This window comes from Methylocella tundrae, from assembly GCF_038024855.1.
GTDB classification, from domain to species: domain Bacteria; phylum Pseudomonadota; class Alphaproteobacteria; order Rhizobiales; family Beijerinckiaceae; genus Methylocapsa; species Methylocapsa tundrae.
In genome coordinates, this window is record NZ_CP139089.1 from 1,120,121 (window position 1) to 1,142,156 (window position 22,036).

General features: G+C 61.4%; 15 protein-coding genes. 12 read left to right on the forward strand and 3 right to left on the reverse strand.

Annotation, left to right across the window (positions count from 1 at the left end):
* Nucleotides 1–17: 17 nt before the first annotated feature.
* Complete coding sequence (locus tag SIN04_RS07710; RefSeq protein WP_341264346.1) at nucleotides 18–2,372, reverse strand: Orn/Lys/Arg decarboxylase N-terminal domain-containing protein; 2,355 nt, start codon at nucleotides 2,370–2,372, stop codon at nucleotides 18–20.
* Nucleotides 2,373–2,679: 307 nt separating this feature from the next.
* Here SIN04_RS07710 and SIN04_RS07715 point away from each other — a divergent pair, with 307 nt between their 5' ends.
* From SIN04_RS07715 to SIN04_RS07735, 5 genes are all read left to right on the forward strand, one after another.
* A complete protein-coding gene (locus SIN04_RS07715) occupies nucleotides 2,680–3,237 on the forward strand; it encodes a DUF1269 domain-containing protein (RefSeq protein WP_134488045.1) in 558 nt (185 codons plus the stop codon).
* Nucleotides 3,238–3,445: 208 nt separating this feature from the next.
* Nucleotides 3,446–5,155 carry a DEAD/DEAH box helicase gene (locus tag SIN04_RS07720; protein WP_134488047.1) on the forward strand — a complete coding sequence of 570 codons (1,710 nt, stop codon included), beginning with the start codon at nucleotides 3,446–3,448 and terminating at the stop codon, nucleotides 5,153–5,155.
* Nucleotides 5,156–5,177: 22 nt separating this feature from the next.
* Nucleotides 5,178–5,657 (forward strand): YaiI/YqxD family protein, encoded by a 480-nt coding sequence (locus tag SIN04_RS07725; protein WP_341264457.1) that lies wholly within the window; start codon nucleotides 5,178–5,180, stop codon nucleotides 5,655–5,657.
* Between the two features lie 130 nt (nucleotides 5,658–5,787).
* Nucleotides 5,788–6,237 carry a hypothetical protein gene (locus SIN04_RS07730; protein ID WP_341264347.1) on the forward strand — a complete coding sequence of 150 codons (450 nt, stop codon included), beginning with the start codon at nucleotides 5,788–5,790 and terminating at the stop codon, nucleotides 6,235–6,237.
* 158 nt (nucleotides 6,238–6,395) lie between these two features.
* Nucleotides 6,396–6,917, forward strand: coding sequence for an NUDIX hydrolase (locus tag SIN04_RS07735; RefSeq protein ID WP_244605713.1), 522 nt, complete (start codon nucleotides 6,396–6,398; stop codon nucleotides 6,915–6,917).
* 77 nt (nucleotides 6,918–6,994) lie between these two features.
* Here the strand turns inward: SIN04_RS07735 and SIN04_RS07740 are convergent, their stop codons facing one another.
* Together SIN04_RS07740 and SIN04_RS07745 are read right to left on the reverse strand one after the other, a co-directional pair.
* The gene (locus tag SIN04_RS07740; RefSeq protein WP_134488051.1) at nucleotides 6,995–7,642 is read right to left on the reverse strand and encodes a phosphatase PAP2 family protein; all 648 of its coding nucleotides are present in this window, start codon (nucleotides 7,640–7,642) and stop codon (nucleotides 6,995–6,997) included.
* Between the two features lie 186 nt (nucleotides 7,643–7,828).
* Nucleotides 7,829–8,599 (reverse strand): Crp/Fnr family transcriptional regulator, encoded by a 771-nt coding sequence (locus SIN04_RS07745; protein ID WP_134488053.1) that lies wholly within the window; start codon nucleotides 8,597–8,599, stop codon nucleotides 7,829–7,831.
* Nucleotides 8,600–9,108: 509 nt separating this feature from the next.
* Here SIN04_RS07745 and SIN04_RS07750 point away from each other — a divergent pair.
* The 7 genes from SIN04_RS07750 to SIN04_RS07780 all read left to right on the forward strand — a co-directional run bounded on the left by SIN04_RS07750 (nucleotide 9,109) and on the right by SIN04_RS07780 (nucleotide 22,025).
* Nucleotides 9,109–12,132, forward strand: coding sequence for a PAS domain S-box protein (locus tag SIN04_RS07750; RefSeq protein ID WP_134488055.1), 3,024 nt, complete (start codon nucleotides 9,109–9,111; stop codon nucleotides 12,130–12,132).
* Nucleotides 12,133–12,208: 76 nt separating this feature from the next.
* Nucleotides 12,209–12,484, forward strand: coding sequence for a hypothetical protein (locus tag SIN04_RS07755; protein ID WP_197731952.1), 276 nt, complete (start codon nucleotides 12,209–12,211; stop codon nucleotides 12,482–12,484).
* A gap of 367 nt (nucleotides 12,485–12,851) precedes the next feature.
* Nucleotides 12,852–15,359 carry a glycogen/starch/alpha-glucan phosphorylase gene (locus SIN04_RS07760; protein ID WP_134488057.1) on the forward strand — a complete coding sequence of 836 codons (2,508 nt, stop codon included), beginning with the start codon at nucleotides 12,852–12,854 and terminating at the stop codon, nucleotides 15,357–15,359.
* A 2-nt stretch (nucleotides 15,360–15,361) separates the two neighbouring features.
* Nucleotides 15,362–17,578, forward strand: coding sequence for a 1,4-alpha-glucan branching protein GlgB (gene glgB / locus SIN04_RS07765; protein ID WP_341264348.1), 2,217 nt, complete (start codon nucleotides 15,362–15,364; stop codon nucleotides 17,576–17,578).
* A 60-nt stretch (nucleotides 17,579–17,638) separates the two neighbouring features.
* Complete coding sequence (glgC, locus tag SIN04_RS07770) at nucleotides 17,639–18,892, forward strand: glucose-1-phosphate adenylyltransferase (RefSeq protein WP_134488061.1); 1,254 nt, start codon at nucleotides 17,639–17,641, stop codon at nucleotides 18,890–18,892.
* A gap of 13 nt (nucleotides 18,893–18,905) precedes the next feature.
* Nucleotides 18,906–20,384, forward strand: coding sequence for a glycogen synthase GlgA (gene glgA, locus SIN04_RS07775; protein ID WP_134488063.1), 1,479 nt, complete (start codon nucleotides 18,906–18,908; stop codon nucleotides 20,382–20,384).
* Between the two features lie 12 nt (nucleotides 20,385–20,396).
* Nucleotides 20,397–22,025, forward strand: a complete 1,629-nt coding sequence (locus SIN04_RS07780) for an alpha-D-glucose phosphate-specific phosphoglucomutase (RefSeq protein WP_134488065.1) — start codon at nucleotides 20,397–20,399, stop codon at nucleotides 22,023–22,025.
* The last annotated feature ends 11 nt before the right edge of the window (nucleotides 22,026–22,036 follow it).

Below are 22,036 nucleotides of genomic sequence, written 5' to 3' on the forward strand. Positions count from 1 at the left end.
AGCGCCGCCAACGAGAGCTATTCCCGCGCCACATAGGTATAAAACCGGATCGAGCCGTCCGGCTCGATCTCGCGATAGAGCCCTTGAATCTCGGCTTCAAATCCGGGAAAGAGATTGGCGCTTCGCTCGAACATTTTGAGATAGTCGAGCATGGGCGCCGCGCGATCTCCGATGCGCTCGCCGGGGACGATCGTCGCGATGCCGGGCGGATAGACGACAAACAGCGTCGTCGCTATGCGTCCCGCAAGCTGGTCGAGCGGCAAATAATCCACCTTGTTGCGAACCATCTGGCGCACCGCATCGTGCGGAGCCATCGCCATTTCCGGCAAGTGCTCCGGCATGAACTGGGCTCGCTGCAGTTTGCTGACGCCGCAGCTTCGATAGAACGCATGCATCTCGCCGCACAGGTCGCGCAGCCGCAGGCCTGCGTAGCGTAAAGGCCGCGCCCTGACGAATTCCGGGATGACATCGACGAGCCGCGCATTGTCGTCATGCAGTTTCTTGAAAGCGACAAGCGCGCTGAGGAGTGTCCAGGCCTTGCTGGATTCAACGCCGGGCGTCAGCAGAAAGAGCAGCGAGTTGAGATCATTCTTTTCGGGGACGATGCGATTTTCCCGCAGATATTGCGCGACGACGGGAGCCGGAACGCCATGATCCTCGTAAGCGCCCGTCGCCCGATCGAAGCCCGGCGTAAGAAGCGTCAGCTTGTTTGGGTCGGTGATCGCAAATCCTTCCGCGACATGCGTAAACCCGTGCCATCGCGCGCCGGGGCTGAACTCCCAATAGCGCGCATTTGAGGTCAGCTCGTCCGTGGGTATGTCTTCCCACGCAACCTCGCGCGGCCCCTCGCTTGCGCTTTCCGGCAGGCTGACCCGATCGGGGACAAAGGGGTCGAAGAACCATTTGCGCGCGGGATTCTTCTCTTTTTCCTCGAACTCACGCCGGACCGCGCGGATCTTCTTGCGCAGTTCGACGCCAAGCCGGATGGTGTCGTCCCAAAGGACTTCGCCCGAGCGGCCCTTCATCATCTGCGCGCCGACGTCGAGCGAGGCGAACAAAGGATAGAACGGAGAGGTCGAGGCGTAGAGCAGAAAAGATTCATTGAAGCGGCGATGGCCGACATAGCGGTCCTGGCCCTTGAGATGGCTGTCCTTCACATGGATTTGCGAGGCCTGCGAGAAGCTCGCAAGCTGTTTGTGCGTCGACTGGGTGGCGATGAGCCCCGGCGCGTCGGGACCGAGGCCGCGCAGATCCATCGCGAAGCGGCCGGCGTACAAAGGATGGAATTTCATGAATCCCGCCCATGCCTCGTCGAACAGGATATAGTCGCAAAGATGTCCTATTTTTTCGAAGATCGTGTTGGCGTTGTAGATCGTGCCGTCATAGGTGCATTGCTCGATCACGGCGACGCGGAACGGCCGGTCCCTGCGCCAAGCCTCGCTATCCGTGACGAGCGGATTATTGCGGATTTTTTCTCGGATGCGGGTCTCGTCCAGGGCCTCTGGATAGATCGGCCCGATGAGGCCATAAGCGTTGCGATCGGTCTCAAGATAGATCGGAACGCCGCCCGAAATGGTCAGCGCGCCGTGATGCGCGGCCTTATGATTGTTGCGGTCGAAAAGCACGAGATCGCCCTCGGTCACGAGGGCCGATAGCGCAATCTTGTTCGACGACGACGTGCCGTTCAAAACGAAATAGGTTTTCTCCGCGCCGAAGATAGCGGCGGCTTCTTTCTGCGCGCGAAGAGCCGGTCCTTCGTGAGTCAAGAGATCGCCAAGTTCGAGGACCGAATTGTCGAGATCGTCGCGAAAGATCGCCTCGCCAAGATGTTCGACAAAGATGCGCCCGATCGGGCTGCGGCTATAGAAAATCCCGCCATTGTGGCCGGGACAGGTCCACAGTTGATTGCCTTCTTCGGAATAGTCGACGAGGGCGCCGAAGAAGGGCGTCTTCAGCGTGTCCGCATATTGCTTGAGACGGCTGACAAGATTTTTGGCGATGAATTCAGGCGTCTCCTCGGCAAGAAACACATAGCCGTCGATATAATCCAGCACCTCGACTGGTATGTCTTCAAACTGTTTGCGGCGCACAAGCATGACGATCGGCATTTCAAGGCCCCGGCGGCGCATGAGATTGATCAGCGCGGCGGTCTTGCCTTCGACGCCTTTCTTGCCCCAGTCGATCACCATGCAGCCGATCGCGGCGTCGGTCTGCACGGCTATTTCGGCGTCCTCCATCCGCCTTGCGCGGACGACCTCGATGCCATGCTGTTCAATCGCGGTGATGATCTGTTGCAGCCGCAGCCCTTCGAGGTCTCTTTCGTCGAAAGCGGGAGCGCAGACAAGGAAGGTGAACCGTCTGAAGAAATCCATGACAAAGCTCCGGCAACGGCCGCGTCGGAATCATAGGACGCGGCGCGCATTCATAGCAGAGGCCGCGCAGGCGCGCGCCGTTAAAAACGCGGTGAAAAACGTCGTGAAAACGTCATTCTTGATCACCCCAATGCTGCCGATCGCGGCAAAATTCCAGCCTCGCGCCGATAAGCGTGTTGAACATTAAGGGATTGGCGTTAGTCTATCGGCCAATTGGCGGGCAGCGGGGGTTCATTTCGCCAGCCGTCGCCTCTGGCGAAACAGCACTTACAGCCAAACTCTTTGATAAACACTGGAGCACGCGCCAATGAATGATCTCCTCGTGATCGCTTTCTCTTCGGAGCAGAAGGCGGAAGAAGTGCGTCAAAAACTATTCGAGTTGCAGAAAGAATATCTGATCGAGCTTGGCGACGCCGTCGTCGCGGTCAAGCATGAAGATGGCAAGATCAAGCTCAACCAGATCATCAACACCACCGCCGCCGGCGCCCTTTCGGGAACATTTTGGGGGCTTCTGGTCGGAACGCTGTTCGCCCTGCCGCTGGTTGGCGCGGCGATCGGAGCCGCCTCGGGCGCGCTTGGCGGATCGCTGGCCGATTTCGGCATCAATGATGATTTCATGAGGGAAGTCGCGGAAGCAGTGCCCCCGGGCGGCGCCGCTTTGTTCGTTCTGGTCAAGAAAATGACGACCGACAAGGTTCTGGCCGACCTTCAGGGCGTCGGCGGAACGGTTCTGCGCACATCCTTCGACAGGTCAAAGGAAGACGCCATCCGGGCGGCGCTGGCTGGGAGGCCGGCTCCGGCGCCGGTTCAAACGCCGCCCGGCGACGATCAGCCTCCTTCGGCGACCGCCCCGGTGACCGCCTGACGCCGCCCCCTGCGAGCGATCGTTAGCTTTACCATATCAGCGCTGGCTCAACGCCGGCGCCACCCCGCGGCGAGATTGAATTTGCGCGCCCGCGGAGGACAGATTGGCGCTTTGCGCAAATTCGACGTATGACGCAGGATCGCCAGGGCGCAGCAGCCTTCAGGAGCCCGTGGCGACGCATTCTCTGTTTTGAAGGGTAATCGGCGACTTGGCGTTTCTATCAACCATCCCGTCGCTGGCGCGCGCGCTTGCGGAGCGAAACTATGAGTCTGCGACGCCCGTTCAGACAGCGGTGCTGGAGGCCAACGCCGCGAACCGCGACCTTCTCGTCTCTGCGCAGACGGGATCAGGCAAGACCGTCGCCTACGGTCTGGCGATCGCCCCCAATCTCATCGCCGAGGCCGAAAGGCTCGGTCAAGCGGCCGAGCCGTTGGCTCTGATCATTGCGCCGACGCGCGAGCTTGCGCTTCAGGTTCAGCGCGAGCTTGCCTGGCTCTACCAATACGCCGGCGCGCGCGTGATTTGCTGCGTTGGCGGCATGGAGCCGAGGCGCGAGCGGCGCGATCTCGCCGCGGGGGCGCATATCGTGGTCGGAACGCCGGGGCGCCTTCGCGACCATATCGAACGCGGGGCCCTCGACGTCTCGAAACTGAAGACCGTCGTCCTCGACGAAGCCGACGAAATGCTTGATCTCGGCTTTCGCGAGGACCTTGAGTTCATCCTTGAAACGACGCCGAAGGAGCGGCGCACGCTCCTGTTTTCCGCGACCTTGCCGAAGGGAATCGCGAGCCTCGCCAATCGATTTCAGCACGCTGCGACGCGCATCGAAGTCGCGAGCGGCGAGAGCGGACACGCCGATATCGAGTATCGCGCCATCCGCGTCGCGCCGAACGAGATCGAACACGCCGTCGTCAATGTGCTCCGCCTCCTCGAGGCGCCGAGCGCGCTTGTGTTCTGCAATACGAGGGAAGCCGTGCGTCACCTCCAGGCGATCCTGCTGGAACGCGGCTTCTCGGCTGTCCTGCTGTCCGGAGAACTGAGTCAGAACGAGCGCAACCACGCGCTTCAGGCTCTGCGCGACGGACGCGCGCGGGTCTGCGTCGCGACCGACGTGGCTGCGCGCGGCATTGACCTGCCGGGCCTTGCCCTCGTCATTCACGCCGAGCTTCCTCATGACGCCGAAATCCTGCAGCACCGCAGCGGACGCACGGGCCGCGCCGGGCGCAAGGGCGTCAGCGTTCTGCTCATTCCGAATTCACGCCGGCGGCGCGCGGAACAGTTAATGGCGATCGCGGGCGTTCAGCCGGTCTGGAGCGGGCCGCCATCCGCCGACGAAATTCGCAAGCTCGACCAGGAACGCCTGCTGCGCGATCCGCTGCTGACAGAGTCAAGCAGTGACGAAGATCGCGTCATGGCGCGAGCGTTGCTCGACGAACGATCCGCCGAAGATATAGCAGCGGCGCTCGTTCGCGTTTATCGCTCCCGCCTTCCGGCCCCCGAAGAGGTCCAGGACCCCGGCCAGGGCCGTGAGCCACGGGCGCCGCGCGAGGGCAAGGGATTCGAGCGCCCGTCAGGCCCGCGCTCGCGTTCACAAGGCGTCTGGTTCAGGCTCGATATTGGAGCGAAAAAAAACGCCGACCCGAAATGGCTTTTGCCCATGCTGTGCCGGCGCGGCAAAATTACGAAACAGGATATTGGCGCGATCAGAATCTTCGAGCGCGAGACAAAATTCGAGGTGTCTGAGAGCGTCGCCAAGCAGTTTCTCGCAAATGTCGGTCGTCCTGACGGCGATCCGATTCGCATTGAACTGGCTGCGGAAGGAGCGGAGAGGGCTCCCGAGAAACCGCGCGGCGCGCGCGCCTTCGACCGGAACGCGGCGCCTGACAGGGCGCCTCGCGGCAAGCGCCCGAAGGAATAGACCGGTGCCTGCCGCTCAAAACGTGGCGGAAGACGCCCAAAATGCGATCGAGATCTATATCGACGCTGACGCCTGTCCCGTTAAAACAGAGATTTACCGGGTCGCTGAACGGCATAAGCTCAATGTCTTCGTCGTCGCCAATAGCTATATCGCGACGCCGCGCGAGGATTGGATCAAGCGCATCCTTGTGGATGCGACGCCGGACGCCGCCGACGACTGGATCGCAGACCGTGCGGCGCGCGGCGCCATCGTCATCACCTCGGATATTCCGCTCGCAAGCCGATGCGTCAAAGCAAACGCGGACGTCATCGCGCCTACCGGCAAGGCCTTCACGCAGGCCTCGGTCGGCGAGGCGCTCGCCACCCGTAATCTTCTCGACGCATTGCGCTCGCAGGGCGAGCTCACCGGCGGCCCAAAGCCATTTTCTTCGCGAGACCGATCGGCGTTTTTATCGGCGCTCGATCTCGCCATTGTGCGTTTGCGCCGAAGCGGCTTCAGCTGAGGGCCATAGCATGATTACGAAAAGTTGGGGGCTTTTCGGACCATCATGCGCCAACCTTGGCATCGATCGCCTCTCATGATTTTGGACTTATGCAGTCCAAAATCATCGTGATCTATAGCGGGCAGCTTACTTGCTGTTCGAGTCCATATTGCTTTTTGGCATCGCGCCGGATTGCGAGCCGGGCTTTGCCTCGACGCCGGGCGCCCCTGCCCCGGATGGCGTCTGCATCTCGTCAGCGGAGCGGCCTTCTTGTTTTTGGGTCGCAGCGCTCGGCTCGACATTCTTGCCCGCCGCCGTTCCGGACGTCGTTCCACTTGTCTGCGCGATCGCGACACCACCAAAAAGCAGCGCGGCGGCGGAAATGCCCGTTAAAAGACGTAAGGACATCACGTTCCTCCTTTTCTTGTTAAAGTCCATCTCTAACGATGAGCGCATGATTTGGTTGCTGACTATTTCGCGGCGGCGTCTGCATTGCCGCGCCCTTTTTCAGCGTTTCGCCGGGTCGCCATCTGGATTTTCTAGGGGAAAAATGGGAAAATCGATCAAAGAGTTGAATGAACTACAAAAGTTTCCATTGTAATATCAGCTTGTAAGTCGCAAATGAATTCTTCCGCCCAGCTTTGAGGCGGCCACTATAGCCTCAGTCCTAGCTTAGCAAAAGGAAAGGCAGTGACGTTTATCCAGGAGCCGGCTTGGCCCTTTAATTAACAAGATTTATTTAATTGGGAGGTGAACGAATTGGGTAAACTCAATGCGCAAGAAGGCCTACCCGCGATTTCGCCGGCTGCCGTTCAATATGGCGCATTGCCCTATCGCTTTACCGCTGCGGGAACCCTTGAAGTTCTCCTGATTACGACAAAGCGAAGCAAGCGCTGGATCATCCCGAAGGGCGATCCGATCAAGGGCCTGAGGCCGCCGAAGTCGGCGGCGCGTGAGGCCTTTGAGGAAGCAGGGATCCGAGGCTCCATCGCCGAGAAATCGATCGGCTCGTTTCGTTTCCAGAAAACCCTCGAAGGCGCGCCGAACCAATTATGCGACGTCAAGCTCTACCCGTTAAACGTCAAGCAGCAGATGAAGGATTGGCCGGAGGCCTCGCACCGCTCCGTGCGCTGGTTTGCGCCCGCGGAGGCGCAAGCCGCCGTCAATGACGTAGGCTTACAGACGCTGATTGGCCGCTTCGTCGAAAAAATGTCGTCGAAGGCCGGCTTGCGTCGCAAGGCAATGGTCAAGGCCGAGTTAAGCTCGGAACTCAGCGGTTAGGGCATGATGCCGAAAAGTGGGATTTGAGACTTTGGGCGGAATTGCCTTGGGAATGGCGTCCAAACTGGCGGCGGCCATCAGATTGAGAGCGCCCAGGCCGAAAGAGGATAGGCCAGGATGAAGCCCAGCGCCGCGCCGGCGCAAATGTCGCTCGGATAGTGATGCCCTGAAGCAATCCGCGCCCAGCCCATCAGAAGCATCAGCGCCGCGGCGACGCTGAGGCAGTCGGGCCACGCAAGGACGATTGGCACCAGGACGCCGGAGAGGGTCATAGCGTGGCCGCTCGGGAAGGAATGTTCGTCGAGCACGCCGAACAGCGACGATAGCCGGGCGTCCGTCCGGAACGGGCGCGGCCGCCCGATGTAGCGCTTGATGGCCGGATAGAGGCAGTGCAGCAGCCCGGCGTTGAGACCTGCGGCCAAAATGACGCGAATCGCCTTCTCGCCGAAGTGTCCGAAGATGATCAGCGCCAGAATCGGATAGAGCCAGCCATTGCCAAGCTTGCTGATGACGACTGCGGAGGTGCGGCCGATTCTCCATTTGACCGAGCGCGAAAAGAAATGGACCGCCACAAGGTCCGCCGCCGAAAGCCGCTGCTTCGACGACGCCCAGAGTGTCGCGCATCGTCCGGCGTCCAGCTGCGAGGGCTCGCCGCTGCCCGGAATAAGCTCTCCAAGCTCAAGCTCTGCGTTGGTTCCATTGATGATCGAGGCTTCCTCAATCATGCGCGACAATGCCTTTCGTGACTGGGGCGATCAAACCACCCGGCCAACTGGAAACGAACCTTACCCTCCAAACATAACAATTTGATGCCGCGTCGGCTCACCCCCGAGACAGAAGGCCGACGCCGTTTTCAACGTAGCGCCGACCGGCCGCCTAAGGCAAGCGATTGGCCCCAATTCGCGGAATTACTAAGGGGATAGCCCGCCCCTTAAGTCCCGGATGGGCGGCAGAACGCAGCTGAAATGACGTTGCACGTCATCGTAGCATCCACAGGCCAACCCCCTCAGGCCGGCGGGCTCTTCTATCCTGATCAGTCCGCGCTGCAATTTGATGATTCCGCGGCTTTGTAAACCGCGCACTATGGCGGTGACATAGGTGCGCTGGACGCCGAGCATCTCCGCCAGAAGCTCATGCGTCACCGCGACATCGCTGCCGCCCATGGATTCGCGCGCCATCAAAAGCCAGCGACAGCAACGTTCCTCAAGAGAATGGAGGGCGTTGCAGGCAACCGATTGAAGCACCTGCGCCAGCAGAGCGTCGGCGTATCGCGTGAACAAGTCTCGAATCGCAGGAGACCGTCCTTTCAGCGCATCCAGCCGATCGAGGGAGATGCGCCGCCCATCGCCGGCAATCTGCACGACCGCGCGGGCGAACGCGGGTTTGTAGCCCGCGCTGACGACGCCGCCCAAAGCGCCTTCAAAGCCGATATTCGCAACCTCGATCGATTTGCCTTCCGGAGGATGAATGACCAGCGAAAGCATGCAACCTTTCGCAGGAAAATAACAATGCTCGACATCTTCTCCCGGTTCAAACAGGACTTGGCCTTTCAGGAGACTGATTTTTTGGAGGTGCGGAGCCATCAACTCCAGATCAATTGCCGATAATCTCGCGAGAAGGGAATTGTTCTCTTCGAATGTCCCTTCGTTTCCGTCGATGCGCCGCAAATGATGATTTTTCATCTGACATTCCACAATCTCGGCTGGACAAACTGCTCAATATTGTTTCGAAATCCCGAAACGCAGAGAAGCGCAAGTCGCGGCGAAAACGCGGACCTCCGCTCCGGCAAACATTTTCTGAGAAATACGGGCCGCCCGTATAAATCAGCAACACGGGGTTGAGTTCGCCTCCGGGCGCTGATCCTCGGAGCTTCACGAGAGAGAGCCTCCGCCACAGCGTACCATGGTCCACCCATGACGGCTGGATAGGAGCCGGCCTGGACGCAGCTATCGCCTCGGAATGGCGACGTTCACCCTCCCAACGTGTTGCCGCGGCAAAGGTTCATCGACCGCGACCGGATAGCGGAAAGCCTCAAGCTGTGCAAAAATCGCAGCCGTCGATCAACCGCAATGATTGCAGAAGCCTCTGGCGACTGCATGCTATAATGTTAGAAATATGGATGACGCCTCAAGCCGCGCCGCGTCTGCGATGACGCCGCCCGGCGCTTTCGCAGGTCAGCAGAGGAAAGAACTTGCTCGCCGCCAAGCCGCTCCCGCAAGGCACCGATCCCGCAATCACCCTCTCCCGTAACGGCGAGATCTTAAGCTGGGACGCCGCGGCTCAGTCGCTGACGGGCTATGCGAGCGAAGAAATCATCGGCCACAAAATTGATGAGATCATCGCTGAGTCAGCGCTCGCGCCAAGCCGCGCTGCGATCGCGACTTTGAGCGGCGGCGATGCGGTCAAATTTGAAACCCTTCTGCGCTGCAAGGATGGCGCGCTCGTCGCCGTCGAAATCGACGCCGGCACAAATGCGGACGGTATGCGCCACCTTGCTGAAATCGGGGCCGTCATCCGCGATCTTACGCAACAGCGCCGCGCGAACCGCGCGAGCTGGCGGAATGAGGAAAGACTGCGGCTTGCCCTCTGCGCGGCGGACATCGGAACTTATGAGATCGACCTGTTGACGCGGCGATATCATCTCGATGCGCGCGCCGCCGTTATCTGGGGCCAAGACCCCTCTCAATCCCTCTGCTACGCATCGCTCGCGGCGCAGGTCCTCGACGAGGATCGACCAGCGGCGGAGGCCGCCTTCACCGCCGCAAGCGATCCGGCCGGCGACGGCGCTTATGCGCTCGAATTTCGCATTCGCCGCCAAAATGACGCAGCGTTGCGCTGGGTTGCGCTGCAGGGGAGGACATTCTTCGAGAATGGACAGGCCACGAGCCGCGTCGGCGTCATGCTCGACGTCACCGACCAGAAAAATGCGCAACAGGATTTGCGGCGGCGTGAGGAGTTTCTGCGCTGGATCGTGAGGGATGCGCCGATTCCGATCATGCTGCATACGGTGAGCGGCGTCATCATCAGCGTCAATCAATGCTTCACCGAACAGAGCGGTTACACGCAGAAGGATTTTCCAGACGCGCGCGACTGGTTTACGCTTGGCCGCCGCCTGTCGCGCGAGGCCGCCGACGAACGACTGGAGATCATGCGCCGGCGCGCCGGCGCGCGCGAACCGCTTGCGCCCGAAGAAATCTCCGTGTGGATCAGAAGCGGCGAAGAGCGCTTCTGGCTCGTCTATTCCAGCACGCCTTTCGTCTCGCCCGAAGGCGCCGAAATCATCGTCTCCGCGGCGCTTGACGTAACTGAGCGCAAACGCTCGGAAGAAGCCAACGCCCATCTTGCGGCGATCATCGGAGCCACCGACGACGCTATCTACAGCCTCACCCTTGAAGGCGTGGTTCTCAGCTGGAACGCCGCCGCCGAACGCGTTTTCGGCCTGCCGGCGGACGCCATCATCGGGCGCAGCGATTTGATCCTCGCGCCGCAAGAGCTTCGTTCCGAAAGAACAGCGTTACTGGAGGCGGCGAAAATGGGCGCGGTCGTGCGGCGTCAGACGAGGCGTTTGCGCCACGACGGCGCGGCGATCGACGTCTTGCTCAGCATCGCGCCGATGCGCGGCTCGAACGAAGACGTGACCGCCGTATCGGTGCTGGTCCGCGACATCACGGCCGACAAGCGCGTGCTTGCCGAACTGGAGCAGGCACACGCCAAGATGGCGCAGCAGACAGCGGAGCTCGACGCTATTTTCGAGGCGCTGAACGTCCCGGTCACGGTGTACAGCCGTCAAGGCACAATCGTGCGAACCAATGCGGCGGCTCGAGCCGTCTGGGGCGTTGCGCCGGACCTGCCCCACCCACTCGATTTCCGCCACATCGCCGCTCAGCTCAGCGTGCGCAACGCCGCGGGAGAGGCGGTCGATCCCGGCGTGCTATCGGCGCGGCGCGCGCTCGGCGGCGACGTCGTCACGGGCGAGGAATATCAGATCACCTCGCCAAGCGGACTGCGGCATTATTTCGACGCGGCCGAACTGCCGCTCGTCGTCGCCGGAGAGATCACGGGGGCCGTGTCAGTCTGGCATGACATCACCGAACATAAGCGCAAGGACGAACAAACCTCAATTCTTCTGCGCGAATTGTCCCATCGTTCCAAGAATCTCCTGACGGTCATCGAGTCGATCCTGCGACAGTCCGCCAAAGGCAGCGGTTCGAAAGAGGAGTTCGTCGCGCGATTCAGCGAAAGGCTGCACGCTCTCGCCAATTCGCACGATCTTCTCGCCAAGCATAATTCACTGTGCGTCTCGATGACCGATCTGATCTTTTCGCAGGTCGGACATCATTGGGAGCCCGGCCAAAGACGCATCTCGATGAATGGGCTTGGTCTGAGGTTGAAACCCGACGCGGCGCAGATGATCGGCATGGCTTTGCATGAGCTCTCGACCAACGCCGCCAAATATGGCGCATTGTCCAATCAGACCGGCCAGGTGTCGATCAGCTGGAACATCGAAGTCGAGAGCGGGGGCGAAGCCGTGTTCCAGTTGAAATGGGTCGAGCGCGGCGGTCCGCAGGTCGCGCCTCCCGCGCGCAAGGGTTTCGGCACCACGGTGATCCAACGAGTCGCGGGCCAGTCCTTGAATGGATCGGCAAGCCTTGATTATTTGCCCGAGGGCGTCGTGTGGGTGCTTCGCGCGCCGCGCTCCGCCGTCGTCGACGCCGCCTTTCAGGAAGCCCCGCGCGGCGAGCGCATGCGGTCTCAGGCGCTTGAAAAGCTGCAGAGCGCATGGATCGACCTGCATCGGGAGGGACACCTTCCGCGGCTCGCCGATATGCCCTTTGGCTGCGGCGAAACGCAGGACAATCTCATCATCGCCCATGTCGACCATGAAAAGACCCCTCCGGGCGTGCGCTTTATCATGATCGGCAAAGCCTTGACCGAACGCATGGGACTTCGTCTTGAAGGGCCAGAGATGGAACTGACCGAAACGGAGATTGTCGGCGCTGAGGACGGCCCCTATCGCCGCTGCATCCGCTCGGGAAAGCCAGCCTACGAATATGCCTATTTCAACCTGGGTCAGGGCCGGTCGTTCTTTTTTGAAAGGCTGCTTTTGCCTCTTTCGGATGACGGACGCAGGATCACCCACATCGTCGGCATGGCGAGTTTCGAAGATGGATTGCCCGTCTTGCCGCGCATCTCGGCGCCTGCGCCCGCTCGATGAAGAAATAAAATCGCTCCTCAACGGTGAACCAAGCAGCGGCTCAACGGTTGTCCCGCCGGAAAAAGGAGGTCATTTGATGAAAGCTGCTCAACTGTTGAGAAAGGACGCTCTTCTCGCTTCGCTCCTCATTGGTCTCGGCGCCGCCGGTTTCGCCGGCGCGGCGAACGCCCGGCCGGGCGGCTGCGTCAAGGGCGCCGTCGTTGGCGGCATCGCGGGTCATCTTGTCGGCCACGGCATCGCGGGAGCCGCCGCCGGATGCGCCTATGGCGCTCATGAGCGTCATAAATATGATCGTCAGCAGACTGGCGAAGGACGATCGAGTTCGGATCAACACGGGGCCAGTCAGTATTGACGCCAGGCGCGCGCCGGGTCCCGCGCGCGCCCTCGACTCGGCCCCGGCGCCGGCGCAGGTCCCGGCGAGGCCGCCGAGAGCGCTTTGGAGCCAAAAGATAGGCAACCTGCTTGCGGTTGAAGCGCAGGCATTTCCCTCGATTTCTCGGCCAGCCCGGTTTCGATCGATCTGCCGGCCTTGTGAGAACGCGCGAGTCCGCGATTTCCTTCATCCTCGCCTTTATCGGCTTTCTCCCATAGGCTAGTGTCGCGCGGTTCGATACGGATCGCGGCTCAAAGCGCTGGCGCCCTCGGGCGTGTGGCCCGCGCTTTGCTCGAAGCTGACGCCAGCAGCGCCCAAGAGGCCGAAGATTAGGGAGCCCGCCCGGATGGATCTTGAAACTCATGCCGCGTCGGCCGCGGACGCCGCAGCGCCCGCGGTCGAGACGCAAGCCATTGGCGAGGATGTCGCAGCGATTCGCGATTTGATTCTCGCCAAGCTCAAATATTCGGTCGGCAAGAGCGTCACCGCGGCAAGTCCGCACGACTGGTTCGTCGCGACGGCGCTGAGCGTGCGCGACAAGGTCGTCGAAAGCTGGCTATCCTCCATCGAAAGCTCCAAGCGGACAGGCCGCAAGCGCGTCTATTATCTCAGCCTGGAATTCCTGATCGGGCGGCTCCTCATCGATGCCTTGACCAATATGGAAATGATCGACGAAACGCGCGCCGCGCTCGCCGAATTTGGCGTCGACCTTGAGACCCTGCGCGAGGTCGAAGACGACGCGGCGCTCGGCAATGGCGGCCTTGGCCGGCTTGCGGCCTGCTTCATGGAAAGCATGGCGACCCTCTCGATCGCCGCCTACGGCTATGGCATCCGGTACGATCATGGGCTGTTCCGCCAGCGCATCAAGAACGGCCGCCAACTCGAATATCCCGAGGATTGGCTGTCGTTCGGCAATCCATGGGAGTTTCAGCGCCCCGAGATCGTCTGCCCCATCGGTTTCGGCGGTCACATTGACACGGAAACGCGACCCGACGGCGAACTGAGACAAGTGTGGCATCCGGGCGAGACGGTCGAGGCGCTGGCCTATGACACGCCAATCCCCGGCTGGCGCGGCGCCCACATCAACACGCTTCGGCTCTGGTCCGCGCGCGCGGTCGATCCCTTGCGTCTCGACCAATTCAACAGCGGCGACCATATTGGCGCGCTGATGGATCGGGTGCGCGCCGAATCGATCTCGAAGGTGCTCTATCCAGGCGACACAACCCCCGCCGGCCAGGAGCTGCGGCTGCGGCAGGAGTTCTTCTTTGCTTCCGCCTCGTTGCAGGATCTCGTCCGGCGCCACATCAGCCTGTATGGGGACGTCCGCACGCTCGCCGACAAGGCGGCGATCCAACTCAATGACACACATCCCGCGATCGCAGTCGCGGAACTTATGCATATCCTTGTCGATTTGCACGACATTCCGTGGGACGAGGCCTGGGCGATTACACAAGCGACATTCAGCTACACCAATCACACGCTGCTCCCCGAGGCGCTCGAGACCTGGCCTGTGCCACTGATGGAGCGGTTGCTGCCGCGCCATATGCAGATCATTTATCTGATCAACGCGCTGCATCTCGCCAAGGTGAGCGGGGAGCCGGATGCAACAGGCCACCGCCTTGCGGCGCTATCCTTGATCGATGAATCGCACGGGCGGCGGGTCCGCATGGGCCATCTCGCCTTCCTTGGCTCGCACAAGGTCAACGGCGTCTCGCAGCTTCACTCCGATTTGATGAAAACGACGGTGTTCCACGATCTCGAATCGATAGCGCCGGGAAAGATCACCAACAAGACCAACGGCATCACCTTTCGCCGGTGGCTGAAAGAAGCAAACCCTGGCCTCACCTCGCTTTTGATGGAAGTTGTCGGCGACAATCTGCTCGACAACGCGATGGTGCTTGAGAAAGTCGCCGCGCTTGCCGACGATTCATCGTTCCAGGAGCGCTACGCCGCGATCCGCCGCGCCAACAAGATGACGCTGGCGCGGCTGGTGCAGCAACGCATCGGCGTGAAGCTCAATCCCGACGCGCTGTTCGATGTGCATATCAAGCGCATTCACGAGTACAAGCGCCAGGTGCTGAATATTCTGGAGGCCGTCACGATCTATGATGAAATTCGCGCGCAGCCCTTCCGGGACTGGATACCGCGCGTAAAAATTTTCGCCGGCAAAGCGGCGGCGAGCTACACAACGGCGAAGCTCATCATCCAGCTCGCAAATGATGTCGGCAAGGTCATCAATTCGGATCCTGCGCTGCGCGGGCTTTTGAAAGTCGTGTTCCTGCCGAACTACAATGTCAGCCTCGCGGAAAGGATTATTCCGGCCGCCGATCTTTCAGAGCAGATCTCGACAGCCGGCATGGAGGCGTCCGGCACCGGAAATATGAAATTCGCGCTGAACGGGGCGCTGACCATCGGAACGCTCGACGGCGCCAATGTCGAAATTATGGAGCATGTCGGCTCAGCCAATATTTTTATATTCGGATTGACGGCCGACGAGGTCGAAGCCAAACGGAGCCAGGGCATCAGTGGGCAGGACGCGATCGCACGATCGCCGAAACTTTCTGAAGCGCTGGAATCGATCGCGTCAGGGGTTTTTTCGCCGGACGAGCCGCATCGCTACCGTGGCCTCGTCGACGCCCTAACCTATCATGACTTCTTTCTGGTGACGGCCGATTTCGACGCCTATTACAACGCGCAGCGCGCGGTGTTCAGACGCTGGCGCGACAAACCCGCATGGTGGCGTTCCGCCATCCTCAACACAGCGCACATGGGATGGTTCTCTTCGGACAGGACGATCGCTGAATACGCCGAAGAAATATGGAACGTCCCAGTGACTCCGCCAGGACGCAAGTGAGAATGGGGCATGACGCGAACATAATCGCGACGCGGCCTTGCTGGCAGATCAGCGACGCCGATGTGGAAGCCATCCTAAGAGCGCGCCACAATGATCCGTTCGCGATTCTTGGAGCCCATAAGGTTGCGCAAGGGGTCGTTATCCGGGCCTTTGCGCCGCATGCCGAAAAGCTTGCCGCCTTGATCGACGATGGCGAAGCGGTCGCGCTCGAGGCGCGCGGCGGCGGCTTTTTCGAAGGGCTCGCTCAGGGCCGGACCGCGCCGCCGCGCTATCGCCTCGAAGCGTCGAACGCCGGCGGATCCTGGAGTTTCATTGATCCTTACGCCCTGCCGCCCGTGCTTGGCGAGATGGATGATTATCTCCTCGTCGAAGGCACGCATCGCCTGCTCTACCAGCGTCTCGGCGCTCATCTCATGCGCCTTGAAGGCGTTGATGGCGTTCATTTCGCGGTCTGGGCGCCGCACGCCGCCCGCGTCTCCGTCGTCGGCGACTTCAACGGCTGGGACGGGCGGCTGCACCAGATGCGAAAGCGCGTCGACTCAGGGCTCTGGGAGATCTTCGCTCCCGATGTCATCGAGGGAACCGCCTACAAGTATGAGATCATCTCGCGCGATGGGCGGCTGTTGCCGCTCAAGGCGGACCCTGTTGGATTTGCCGGAGAGCTCCGTCCCTCGACGGCTTCGCTCGTCGCGCGCACGGACAAGTTCACCTGGTCGGACGCCGATTATCTCGACCATCGCCGAAACGGCGAGGCCTGGCGCCAGCCGATGACGATTCTCGAGGCGCATCTTGGCTCGTGGCGGCGCGGCGAAGGCGGCCGCTTCCTGACCTATGACGAACTCGCCGAGCAATTGATCCCCTACGCCGTCGATCTCGGCTTCACTCACCTCGAGCTGATGCCCATATCCGAACATCCGCTTGACGCCTCCTGGGGTTATCAGCCGATCGGTCTTTTCGCCCCGACGCGCCGATTTGGCGATCCGGCGGGATTTGCGCGTTTTGTCGACAAGGCGCATGCCGCCGGGCTCGCCATTATCCTCGACTGGGTTCCGGCCCATTTCCCAACCGACGTGCACGGGCTCGCCCTCTTCGACGGGCAGCCTCTCTATGAGCACGCCGACCCGCGCCGTGGATTTCATCCAGACTGGAACACGGCAATCTATGATTTCGGCCGCCGCGAAGTGGCCGGTTTCCTGGCGGCGAACGCCCTTTTCTGGCTCGACCGCTATCATATCGACGGGCTGCGCGTCGACGCCGTCGCCTCGATGCTCTACCTCGATTATTCGCGCAACCCCGGCGAATGGCTGCCAAATCCCGACGGCAGCAACGACAATCGCGACGCGGTCGGCTTTTTGAAAAGGTTCAACGAACTCGTTTATGAAACCTATCCGGGCGTCGTCACGTTGGCGGAGGAATCCACGGCCTGGGCCGGCGTCTCGGCTCCGACCAGTTCGGGCGGGCTCGGCTTCGGCTTCAAGTGGAACATGGGCTTCATGCACGATACGCTGGAATATATGGAGATCGATCCGATCCATCGCCGCTGGCATCATGACAAGATGACCTTTGGCCTCATCTACGCCTTTTCCGAGAATTTCGTACTGCCGCTCAGCCATGATGAAGTCACGCATGGCAAGGGATCGCTGCTCAGTAAAATGTCCGGCGACGACTGGCAGATGTTCGCCAATCTTCGCGCCTATTACGGCTACATGTGGGGACATCCCGGCAAGAAACTCCTGTTCATGGGGCAGGAATTCGCCCAACGGCGCGAGTGGAGCGAAGAGGGCGAACTCGACTGGCGTCTTCTCGACGCGCCGGCGCACAAGGGCGTGCAGACGCTGATCCGCGACCTCAACCGCCTGCACAGGAGCTTGCGCGCACTGCATCTGCGCGATAGCGAGCCTGGCTGTTTCGCATGGATCATCGGCGATGACCGCGATCAGTCCGTCTTCGCCTTCGCGCGGTTTGGCGAGGCCGGCGACCCGCCGGTCGTCGTCATCAATAATTTCACGCCGGAGCCGCGCCATAATTATACAGTCGGCCTGCCGCGCGCCGGGATCTGGCGCGAATTCCTCAACACGGACGCCACCGTCTACGGGGGCTCCGGCGTCGGCAATTTCGGCTCTATCACGGCGCGCGACGTCCCGGCGCACGGTCAGCCTGCCTCGGCGCAAGTCACGCTGCCGCCACTGGCGACGCTCTATTTCGTCCCGGAGGCCTGACGAAAAGCGCGCGCGCCCGGACATGCCTCAGAAGACCATCGCCCCGGAGGGACAAGCGAAATGAGATTGAGCGCGCCAATTGGACGCCAAGCCATGGCTTTTGTCCTGGCGGGAGGCCGCGGCAGCCGCCTACTCGAATTGACGGACCGGCGCGCCAAACCAGCGGTCTATTTCGGCGGCAAGATGCGGATCATCGACTTCGCTTTGTCGAATGCGCTGAACTCCGGCATCCGCCGCATCGGCGTCGCCACGCAATACAAGGCGCACAGCCTCATCGGACATCTGACGCGCGGCTGGAACTTTTTTCGGCCCGGCAGCAATGAAAGCTTCGACATCATGCCGGCCAGCCAGCGCGTGTCCGAGGATCAATGGTATGCCGGCACCGCCGACGCAGTGTTTCAGAATATCGACATCATCCGCGACCGCGCCCCGAAATATATGGTCATTCTCGCCGGCGACCACATCTACAAGATGGACTATGAGGTCATGCTGCAGCAGCACGCCGACTCGGGCGCCGACGTCACCATCGGATGCCTCGAAGTGCCGCGGCTCGAGGCGAGCGCCTTTGGCGTCATGCATGTCGACGACAAGGACCGGGTCATCGCGTTCATCGAAAAACCCGCCGCTCCGCCGCCGATGCCAGGCGATCCCGAGAGGGCGCTCGCCTCGATGGGCATTTATGTTTTTGAAACGAACTTCCTGTTCGAACAGCTTGAACGAGACGCTTATGATCCGCATTCAAGCCGCGATTTCGGCAAGGACATCATTCCCTATCTCGTCAAACACGGCAAAGCGGTCGCGCATCACTTTTCGGATTCCTGCGTGCGCTCTTCGGACGACGAGCCCTCCTACTGGCGCGACGTCGGCACGGTCGACGCCTACTGGGAAGGCAATATCGACCTCACCGACATAGTTCCCGATCTCGACCTTTTCGACAAGGACTGGCCGATCTGGACCGATAGCGCGGTCACGCCGCCGGCAAAATTCGTGCATGATGAAGACACGCGCCGCGGCATGGCGGTTTCATCGGTCGTGTCAGGCGGATGCATCATTTCAGGCGCCAAGGTCAAGCGATCGCTTCTCTCGACCGGCGTCAGGGTCAATTCCTATTGCGACGTTGAGAATGCGGTCATCCTGCCTTATGTCGAGGTCGGACGGTCAACCCGCCTTCGCAATGTCGTCATCGACCGCGGCGTAAAGATCCCGGAGGGTCTCGTCGTCGGCGAAGATCCGGTCGCAGACGGCAAGCGATTTCGCCGCACGGAGAAAGGGATCTGCCTGATTACTCAAACCATGATCGACCGCTTAGCATGAGCAACGGCCCGGCATGAGCGACGTCACGGTTCTGGCCGTCGTTTCCGAGATTTTCCCGCTGGTCAAGACCGGCGGCCTCGCCGATGTCGCCGGCGCGCTGCCCTCGGCACTGGTCCCCGAGGGCGTTGAGGTCGTGACCCTGACGCCCGGCTATCCCGCGGTGATGAAGGCAATCATTCACGCTGAAACCGTGGTCGAGGCGGAGCAGATTTTTGGCGGCGAGGCGCGGGTTTTGCGCGCCGACGCCGCCGGGCTCGATCTTTTCGTGCTCGACGCGCCGCATCTTTTCAATCGTCCGGGCGGTCCCTATGCCGGACCCGACGGGCAGGACTGGCCGGATAATCCCTTTCGCTTCGCGGCCCTCAGCCGCGCCGGGGCGCAGCTCGCCCTCGGCTTCGCGCCCGGCTTTGCCCCCGATGTCGTTCATACGCACGACTGGCAGGCGGGCCTGACCGCGGCCTATCTCCACTATGACGGCCGCCCTCGCCCGGGAACCGTGGCGACGATCCACAATCTTGCTTTTCAGGGCCAATATCCCGCCGAGCTGCTCGGCGCGCTCGGTCTGCCGCATGAAGCCTTCGCGATCGAGGGGGTGGAATATTACGGCATGATCGGCTTTCTGAAAGCCGCTCTCGCCCTCTCCGACCGCATTACCACTGTGTCGCCGACTTACGCCGCCGAGATACGCACGCCAGATTTCGGCATGGGCCTCGATGGGCTTTTACGCGCCCGGGGCATGGCGGTGACCGGCATCCTCAATGGCGTCGACGAAGACATTTGGGACCCCTCCATCGATCCGCTGATTGCGGAGCCTTTCGACGTGCGCACGCTGGCGCGCCGCCCGGCCAACAAGGCGCTACTTCAGCGCAAGTTCGGCCTCGACGTCGATCCGGGCGCGCTGCTGTTTGGCGTCGTGAGCCGCCTCTCCTGGCAAAAGGGGCAAGACCTCCTGCTGGCCAATCTCGGCGTTCTCGAGCGCATCGGCGCTCAGCTCGTCGTCCTCGGTTCGGGAGATCCCGATCTCGAACAGCAGCTTCTGGCGGCGGCGGCCAAACAGCCGCGCCGCATTGGCGCATTGATCGGCTATGACGAGGCGACCGCTCATCAGATTCAGGCCGGCGCGGACGCCATTTTGATCCCATCGCGCTTCGAGCCTTGCGGATTGACGCAGCTCTGCGCGCTGCGCTACGGGGCGCTTCCCATTGTCGCCCGCGTCGGGGGTCTTGCCGACACCATCGTCGACGCCAATGAGATGGCTCTCGCCGCCGGGCTTGGAACCGGCCTGCAATTTTCTCCGGTAACGGCCGAAATGCTGGGCGCCACTCTGGAGCGCGCCTCGCGGCTCTGGGGCGAGCCCGAGATCTGGGACGAATTGATCGAAAACGGCATGATGACCGATGTGTCGTGGCGGCGCCCCGCGGCCGCTTACGCGAAACTCTATCGCGACCTCATCCGCCATCGGCGCGCTGGCCTCAAATTCTCAACCTCGTGATCTGGAAAACGCATGATTGAAACCATAGCGACGACGCCCTTCGAGGGACAGAGGCCTGGAACGTCGGGGCTGCGCAAAAAGACGCCCGTGTTCCAGACGCCAGGCTATCTCGAAAATTTCGTGCAATCGATCTTCGACAGTCTCGAAGGCTTCGAGGGCGCGACTTTGGTCCTCGGCGGCGACGGACGCTTCTTCAATCGCGAAGCAATACAGGTCGTCCTCAAAATGGCGCTCGCCAATGGCTTCGGCAAAATACTGGTCGGACGCGGCGGCATATTATCGACGCCCGCCGCCTCGCACCTGATCCGCAAATTCAGCGCTTTTGGTGGCGTCGTTCTCAGCGCCAGCCACAATCCGGGCGGCCCGCACGGCGATTTCGGGATCAAATACAATTCCGCCAATGGCGGACCGGCGCCAGAAAAAGTCACGGAAGCGATTTTTGAGCGCACGAAAGCCATCTCCCGCTATCGCATCCTGCAAACCGCCGACGTCGACCTTGACAGAACCGGCTCGCTGAGGCTCGGGCCGGGCGCCGTCGAGATCATCGATCCCGTCGCCGATTACGCGCAACTGATGCAGCAGCTCTTCGACTTCGACAGGATTGCTGGGCTTTTCAAATCCGGCTTTCGCCTGCGTTTTGACGCCATGTCGGCGGTGACGGGCCCCTATGCGGCGCGGATTTTCCAGGATCTCCTCGGCGCGCCGGCGGGGTCGGTCCTCAACGCGAAGCCTCTGCCAGATTTTGGCGGCCACCATCCAGACCCAAACCTCGTCCACGCCAGGCATCTCTACGATCTCGCAATGACGGCGGATGGCCCTGACCTCTGCGCCGCCTCTGACGGCGACGGCGACCGAAATCTCATCATTGGCCGCGGGCGCTTCGTGACGCCCTCCGACAGTCTCGCCATTCTCGCGGCCAATGCGCATCTGGCGCCCGGCTACGCAGGCGGCCTCAAGGGCATTGCCCGCTCGATGCCGACAAGCCGCGCCGCTGACAAGGTCGCGGAAAAGCTTGGCGTCCCTCTGTTCGAGACGCCGACGGGGTGGAAATTCTTCGGCAATCTGCTCGACGCGGGTTTGGCCACAATCTGCGGCGAGGAAAGCGCCGGAACCGGCTCCGATCATGTCCGCGAGAAGGACGGACTTTGGGCGATCCTGCTCTGGCTCAACATACTGGCGGTGCGCGGCGAAAGCATCGACGCCATCGTCACGAAACATTGGGCGGACTATGGCCGCAACTTCTATGCCCGATATGATTATGAAGAAGTCGAAGCCGATGGCGCCAACGCCCTGATCAAGGCGTTGCGCGACGGACTGCCGGGCCTTAAGGGCAAGCATTATGGCGCCTTGAGGATCGACGCAGCCGATGATTTTGCCTATCACGATCCCGTCGACGGCTCTGATTCCACACATCAGGGCATTCGCATCCATTTCGAGGATGGCGGGCGCATCGTCTATCGCCTCTCCGGCACCGGCACCGCCGGCGCGACGCTGCGGGTCTATATCGAGCGCTTCGAGCCGGATCCCGCGCGCCAGCATCAGGATACCGCGACGGCCCTTGGCGATCTGATCGGCCTTTCGAACGAGATTGCGGGAATCGCGAAATTTACCGGGCGCACGGCGCCGTCGGTGATCACCTGAGCGCGCCGTCC